The 7,397-nt window shown below is 74.0% G+C and carries 5 protein-coding genes and 1 pseudogene; all 6 read left to right on the top strand.

Features of this window, described 5'->3' with window-relative positions:
- A pseudogene (locus PSH03_RS20875) lies at window positions 1–372 on the top strand (primosome assembly protein PriA); the annotation flags it as partial.
- Between the two features lie 258 nt (window positions 373–630).
- A complete protein-coding gene (locus PSH03_RS20870; protein ID WP_210785452.1) occupies window positions 631–1,614 on the top strand; it encodes an AAA family ATPase in 984 nt (327 codons plus the stop codon).
- 291 nt (window positions 1,615–1,905) lie between these two features.
- Window positions 1,906–4,389, top strand: a complete 2,484-nt coding sequence (locus PSH03_RS20865; protein ID WP_238690156.1) for an ATP-binding protein — start codon at window positions 1,906–1,908, stop codon at window positions 4,387–4,389.
- 85 nt (window positions 4,390–4,474) lie between these two features.
- Window positions 4,475–5,032 carry a peptide deformylase gene (gene def / locus PSH03_RS20860; protein ID WP_238690155.1) on the top strand — a complete coding sequence of 186 codons (558 nt, stop codon included), beginning with the start codon at window positions 4,475–4,477 and terminating at the stop codon, window positions 5,030–5,032.
- A 5-nt stretch (window positions 5,033–5,037) separates the two neighbouring features.
- Window positions 5,038–5,964 (top strand): methionyl-tRNA formyltransferase, encoded by a 927-nt coding sequence (gene fmt / locus PSH03_RS20855; protein ID WP_238690154.1) that lies wholly within the window; start codon window positions 5,038–5,040, stop codon window positions 5,962–5,964.
- Window positions 5,919–7,397: an RsmB/NOP family class I SAM-dependent RNA methyltransferase gene (locus tag PSH03_RS20850; protein WP_247669886.1), complete on the top strand. Its 1,479-nt coding sequence runs from the start codon at window positions 5,919–5,921 to the stop codon at window positions 7,395–7,397. Before fmt ends, PSH03_RS20850 begins: the two co-directional genes overlap by 46 nt.

The raw sequence follows: 7,397 nt of genomic DNA, 5'->3' as shown, positions 1-7,397 counted from the left end.
CGGGTGGTGGTGGTCGCCGACGGTGCGCTCGCCCCCGTGCAGGCGCTGCTGCGCTGGGACGCCGCCTGGTTCGCCGGTCGGGAGCTGGCCGAGCGCCGCGAGCTGGGCTTCCCGCCGGCCGTGCGGATGGCGAGCGTCACCGGAGCGGCCGAGGCGGTGGCGGACCTGCTGGCCGCGGCCCGGCTGCCCGACGACGCCGAGGTGCTCGGGCCGGTGCCGGCCGAGGAGGGCCGGGAGCGGATGTTGGTCCGGGTGCCCCGGGCCCGGGCCGCCGCGCTCGCCGAGGCGTTGCACTTGGCCGCCGGCGTCCGGGCCGCTCGCAAGGCCGCCGATCCGGTTCGTCTCCAGGTCGATCCGCTGAGCCTGTTCTGAGGCGTTTCGGCCCGGTGCCGACGGCCGCGGACCTCGCCCGCTGCCGGGGGCCCTCGCACACCGCGTCCGGCAAAGCGGTGGCGCCCGAGTGGTAGCATCGCCCGTCATGCCAAGGCGTACGACGGGCTCCAGGTCGCGAGGGGGCGTCAGCCGCGCCGAGCTGGAGCCGCCGCAGGATGGCGCGACGATGGCGGGAACGCGTCGGTCGGGCGCGAGGTCGATGATGTCAATGAGCCGGTGATCAGGGGTGGACCAGTCGTGACCGTTGGACAATCGATCGTCTTCAACGGCGACCTCGGCAGCGGCAAGAGCACCGTGTCGGTCGAGATCGCCAAGCGGCTCGGCATGCGCCGGGTCAGCGTGGGGGACCTCTACCGGGAGATGGCGCAGCAGCGGCAGATGACCGCGCTGCAGCTCAACCTGCACGCCGAGCTCGACCAGGCCGTCGACGGCTACGTCGACCAGCTCCAGCGGGACATCGCCGCCTCCGGTGAGCGCCTCGTCATGGACTCCCGGCTGGCCTGGCACTTCTTCACCGACGCGCTCAAGGTGCACATGATCACCGAGCCGGGCGAGGCGGCCCGCCGGGTGCTCGCCCGCCCCTCCGGGCCGGCGGAGAGCTACGCCTCCCTGGAGGAGGCCAAGGCCAAGCTCCGGGAGCGCAGCGCGAGCGAGCGCAGCCGGTTCATCATCCGTTACGGGGTGGACAAGGCCCGGCTGCGCAACTATGACCTGATCTGCGACACCACCCGGGCGTCCGCCAGCGAGGTGATCGAGCACATCGTGGCCGCGTACGAAGGCACGCTCGGCGCCGAGGTGCTGCGCGACGCGCCGCCGCTGCTGCTGCTGGACCCGGCCCGGGTCTACCCGACCGAGGACATCGCCACCCTGCGCGGTCTGTGGGACACCGACTTCGTCGGTGGGGTGGCCGAGGCCGGCGACGAGGCCCTCGAACCGCTGAAGATCGGGTTCACCGGCGAGTACTTCTTCGTCGTCGACGGTCACCGCCGCCTCAGCGCCGCCCTGCAGAACGGGTTCTCCCTGGTTCCCGCCCAGCTGGTCGCCGAGGTCGACGAGCCGGTAGTGGGTGGGATGACCGCGATCGACTACTTCGCCGCCCAGGTGCGCCCCGGCCTGATCTACGACTGGGAGGCGGCCCACAAGATCCAACTGCCGCTGCCCGAGCCTGCGCTGCTCCGCGGCGACGCGGTGCTCGCGGGCGACCCGGGCGCCAGCGTCTGAACCCAGCGTGAGGCCGGGCTGACGCGCGGGGTACGCGCGCCGGCCCGGAGTCGTACGGCCTTCGCCGCGACGGCTCAGCCGAGGATGACGCCCGAGGCGCCCACTGCGGCCATGCCGGAGAACATGTCCTCGTAGTAGCTCCGCCAGGCGCAGACCCGACGGGCGGTCACGTAGCCGGTACAGGCGACGTGGAACTGTCATACATTGGCAACCGTCTATCGAGCTGCGTCGGCCCGGAATTACCCTGCCCGTGCGCATCCGGGGGGCCGGATGACCGGGGGTGGGGGTCACATGTCCGAGCCGTGGATACCTTCCGGCACTCATCAGACGTCACACGGGTCAGCCCAGCTGGTCCGCGCCGGCATCGAGGCGCAGACACTTCCCGAGTTGGCCGGGCTGCTGCGCCAGCTGCGCCGCCGCGAAGCCCGGCAGCAGGGCGAGACCCTGCTGACGTACCGGCAGTTGGCAGCGAAGACCGGCTGGTCGCGCGGGATCATCGGGGAGTACTTCGCCGGCAACATCCTGCCGCCGCCGGAGCGGTTCGACGCCCTCATCCGACTGCTCGGGGCCACCCCCGCCGAGCAGGGGGTGCTGGCCACCGCGCGGGACCGGGTCGAGGAGCGACGTCGACGCCCGAACCGGGAGCACGCCACCACCGGGCGGGCGGTGCCGCGGGCCAGGGTCGGCGGCTCGCGCGCCGGCACCACGTCCCCCCGGTTCCCGATACCCCGCCAACTGCCCCCGGCGCTGCCCGGGTTCGTCGGGCGTGCGGCCCAACTCGCCCAGCTCGATGCCGAATGCGCTCGCGCCGTGGCGCCCGAGAACGACGGCGTGGCATCGGTCACCGTCATGACGTTGTCCGGTACGGCCGGGGTCGGCAAGACGACCCTCGCGGTCACCTTCGCGCACCGGGTCGCCGATCGCTTCCCGGACGGCCAGCTCTACGTCGACCTGCGCGGGTTCGACGCCACCGGAACGGTGGTGACGGCCGTCGAGGCGGTCCGAGGTTTCCTGGAGGCCCTCGAGGTGCCGCCCGAACGCATCCCCACCCACCTGCCCGCGCAGGTGGGCCTCTACCGCAGCCTGCTCGCCGGCCGCCGGGTGCTGGTGCTGCTGGACAACGCCCGCGACGCCGACCAGATCCGACCCCTGCTGGTCGGCAGCCCGAGTTGCCTGGTCCTGGTAACCAGCCGCAACCGGCTCGCCGGCCTGATCGCCGCCGAAGGTGCCCGGCCGATCGGCGTCGACCTGCTGAGCGCCGCCGAGGCCCGGCAACTGTTGGCCCGGCGGCTCGGCACGAACCGGTTGGCGGCCGAGCCACAGGCGGTGGACGAGATCATCGAGCGGTGTGCGCGGCTGCCGCTGGCGCTGGCCGTGCTCGCCGCGAGAGGAGCGGAGAAGCCCACGTTCCCGCTGGCCACCCTCGCGGCCGAACTGCGGGCGGCGCCGCGACCACTCGACTCGTTCGACGGAGGGGACGCCGGCACCGACGTGCAGGCCGTCTTCTCCTGGTCGTACCGGAGTCTGACCCCGGCAGCGGCCCGCCTGTTCCGGCTCTTCGGCTGCCATCCCGGACCGGACATCGGGTTCGCCGCGGCGGCCAGTCTGGCCGGACTGCCCCGGGCCCAGGTGCCCCGACTGTTGGCCGAACTGGCCCACGCGCACCTCGTCACCGAGCACGCCCCCGGCCGGTTCGGCGCGCACGACCTGCTCCGGGCGTACGCGGCCGAGCAGGTCGAACGTCTCGAACCCGAGCAGGCCCGGCGGGCCGCGATCCGGCGCGGGCTGGACCACTACCTGCACACCGCCCACGCCGCGGCGCTGCTGCTGCAACCGGGTCGGGACCCGGTCACCCTCACCGCCGCCGCGCCGGGTGTGCTGCCCGAGGAGATCACCGACCTCGGTCAGGCGCTCGCCTGGTTCAGCGTCGAGTATCCGGTGCTGCTGGCGGCGGTCGCCCATGCGAGGCGGGCCGGTTTCGACGGCCATGCCTGGCAACTGGCCTGGACACTGGTGGACTTCCTGCAACGCCGGGGGCGGTGGCCGGACCTGGCCGTGGCCCAGCGGAACGCCCTGGCCGGGGCGCAGCGGGCCGGCGACCGACCCGGGCAGGCGAACGCCCACCGCGACCTGGCCCGGGTGCTGTCCCGGCTGGGTCGGGTGAACGAGGCGGCGAGGAACTACCGACAAGCCCTGGTGATCTTCGCGGAGCTGGGCGACCACACCGGGCAGGCGCGCACCCACCGGGCGTTCGGCGCGATGCTGGACGGGCTCGGCCGGCACGCCGAGTCCCTGGAGCAGAGCGAGCGGGCCCTGGCGCTGTACCGGGCCGCCGGTCACGTCGCCGGGGAGGCCAGCGCCCGCAACGCGGTGGGGTGGGCGTACGCCCAGCTCGGCCGGTACGAGCCCGCGCTCGGGCACTGCCGGGAGGCGTTGGCGCTGCTGCGGACGACAGGCGACCGGCACGGTGAGGCGAACACCTGGGACAGCATCGGCTTCATCCACGCCCGACTGGCCGACCACCGGGCGGCGATCCGCTGTTTCCAGCGGGCCCTCGGGCTGTACCGGCGGGTCAGCGACCGCTACGACGAGGCGGACACCCTGTCCCGGCTGGGCGAGAGCCGACGGGCGGTGGGGGACGTGACAGGCGCCGCCCGTACCTGGCGGCGGGCCCTGGTCATCCTCGACGATCTCGGCCACCCGGACGCCGAACGGGTTCGGGAGCTGTTCGCCGGGACGCCCGCCGGTGACGCTGGGCACACCGGCGGTGGTTGAGCGAGGTGCGCCGCCCGGCGCCCGGCCGGGCACTCCGTAGACTGGTACGGCACCGCTCGTCCACCCGAAGAAGGAGCCGTCCCGCGTGACCGTCCAGCCCATCCGTCTGTTTGGGGATCCGGTGCTGCGCATGCCGGCCGATCCGGTGGTCGACTTCGACGCCGAGCTACGTCGGCTCGTCGCCGACCTCACCGACACGATGCGTGAGCAGAACGGCGCCGGCCTGGCCGCGCCGCAGCTCGGTGTGAGCCTGCGGGTGTTCACCTTCGACGTCGACGACGTCCTCGGGCACCTGATCAACCCGGTGCTGGAGTTCCCCGACGAGGAGGAGCAGGACGGCCCGGAGGGCTGCCTGTCCATCCCCGGGCTCTACTTCGACACCAAGCGTCGGCAGAACGTCGTCGCCAAGGGCTTCAGCTCGTTCGGCGACCCGATGCAGATCGTCGGCACCGGCCTGATGGCGCGCTGCGTGCAGCACGAGACCGACCACCTCGACGGGGTGCTCTTCCTGGACCGACTGGACCCGGAGGGGCGCAAGGAAGCCATGAAGGCGATCCGCCAGGCCGAGTGGTACGACGCGGCGGCCCCGCCCACTGTCAAGCTCAGCCCGCACATCAGCGACCCCTTCGGTCTGGGGCGCTGACCCGGATGCGCGTGATCTTCGCCGGTACGCCGGCCGTCGCCGTTCCCGCCCTGGCCGCCGTCGCCGCCTCGCGGCACGAGCTGGTGGCAGTGGTCACCCGGCCCGACGCGCCCGCCGGGCGTGGGCGGGGTCTGTCCCGCTCACCGGTCGGCGCGTGGGCCGACGAGCACGGCGTCGAGGTGCTCACGCCGGCCCGCCCCCGCGACCCGGAGTTCCTCGACCGGCTGCGCGAGCTGGAGCCGGCCTGCGTGCCGGTGGTCGCCTACGGCGCGCTGGTGCCGCCGGCGGCCCTGGAGATCCCCCGGCACGGCTGGATCAACCTGCACTTCTCACTGCTGCCCGCGTGGCGTGGCGCCGCACCCGTGCAACACGCCGTGCTGCACGGCGACGAGCTGACCGGGGCCAGCGTCTTCCAGTTGGAGGAGGGCCTGGACACCGGCCCGGTCTACGGCACGCTGACCGACGAGATCCGCGCCACCGACACCTCCGGCGACCTGCTGGGGCGGCTCGCCGAATCCGGCGCCGGGTTGCTGGTGGCGGTGCTCGACGCGATAGCCGACGGCACCGCCCGCGCCGAGCCGCAGCCGGCCGACGGGGTGTCGCTGGCGCCGAAGCTGACAGTGGACGACGCGCGGGTGCGCTGGAGCGACCCGGCCTTCGCCGTGGACCGGCGGATCCGGGCCTGTACGCCCGCGCCGGGTGGCTGGACCACGTTCCGCGACGAGCGGGTGAAGCTCGGCCCGGTCGTCCCGGTGCCCGACGGCCCGCAGCTGAAGCCGGGGGAGTTGCTGGTGGAGAAGTCCCGGGTGCTGGCCGGCACGGCGACAGTGCCGGTACGTCTCGGCGAGGTCCGCGCCGCGGGCAAGCGGGCGATGGACGCTACCGACTGGGCGCGCGGCGTCCGGGTCGGCACTGGAGAGGACTTCGCGTGACGGCACCGGAGGGAACCCGACCGACGCGCTCCGGCCCGTCGACCGGCCGTGGCGGGGACCGGCGCCCGGTCCGACCACCGCTGGACCGACCGCGCCGCGCCGCGTACGAGGCGGTGGCGGCGGTGCACCGGGACGACGCGTTCGCCAACCTGGTGCTGCCCATCATCCTGCGGGAAGAGGGGCTGTTCGGTCGGGACGCGGCCTTCGCCACCGAGCTGACCTACGGCACCCTGCGCCACCTGGGCACGTTGGACGCGATCCTGACCGACGCGGCCGGCCGGGACGTGGCCCGGATCGACCCGCCGGTACGCGACGCGCTGCGGCTCGGGGCGTACCAACTCCTGCACACCCGGGTGCCGGCGCACGCCGCGGTGTCGTCGACTGTGGACCTGGTCCGTTCGGTCGCTCCGGGCGCCACCGGTTTCGCCAACGCGGTGCTGCGCGAGGTGTCCAGCCGTGACGCGGACGCCTGGGTGGCGAAGCTCGCCCCACCGATGGAGACCGACCCGGTGGGGCACCTCGCGTTGGCGTACAGCCACCCGCAGTGGATCGTGCGGGCCTTCTCCGAGGCGCTCGGCGGCGATCTGGGCGAGACGGAGCGCCTCCTGATCGAGGACAATGAGCGCCCGCCGGTGCACCTGTGTGCCCGGCCCGGCCTGATCGACCCGATCGAGCTGGCCGACCAGGTCGGCGGCGCGCCCGGCGCCTTCTCGCCGTACGCCGTCTATCTGCCCGGCGGGTCGCCGGGCGACATCCCGGCGGTGGTCGACGGCCGGGCCCACGTCCAGGACGAGGGTTCCCAGCTGGTGGCCACCGCGCTCGCCGACGCGCCGCTGGACGGCCCGGACGGACGTTGGCTGGACCTGTGCGCCGGCCCGGGTGGCAAGGCCGGGTTGCTCGGCGCGCTGGCCGCGCAGCGGGGTGCCCGGGTGACAGCGGTGGAGGTGGCCGAGCACCGCGCCCGGCTGGTCTCCCTGGCGACCCGGGACCTGCCGGTGGCAGTGCTGACCATGGACGGCCGTGAGGTCGGCGGCGACCCGAAACTGCCGGAGCAGCACTTCGACAGGGTGCTGGTCGACGCCCCGTGTACCGGGCTGGGGTCGCTGCGTCGTCGGCCGGAGTCGCGGTGGCGTCGCCAACCGTCCGACCTGCCGCCGCTGACCCGGCTGCAACGGGAACTGCTCGGCGCGGCGCTGCGGGCGGTCCGCCCGGGTGGCCTGGTCGCCTATGTGACCTGTTCGCCGCACACCGTCGAGACGCACGTGACGGTCACCGAGGCGGCCCGCCGTAGCGGGGTTGCGGTGGACTTCGTGGACGCCCGCCCGCTGCTGCCGGCCGGCATGCCCGGTCTCGGTGACGGGCCGACAGTGCAGCTCTGGCCACACCGCCACGGCACCGACGCGATGTTCCTCGCCGTCCTGCGCCGAGGCTGA

It is taken from the genome of Micromonospora salmantinae (assembly GCF_022230905.1).
In the GTDB taxonomy this organism is placed as follows: Bacteria; Actinomycetota; Actinomycetes; order Mycobacteriales; family Micromonosporaceae; genus Micromonospora; species Micromonospora salmantinae.
The sequence above is the reverse complement of the archived record's forward strand: the minus strand, read 5'-3'. Positions and strand labels throughout refer to the sequence as shown.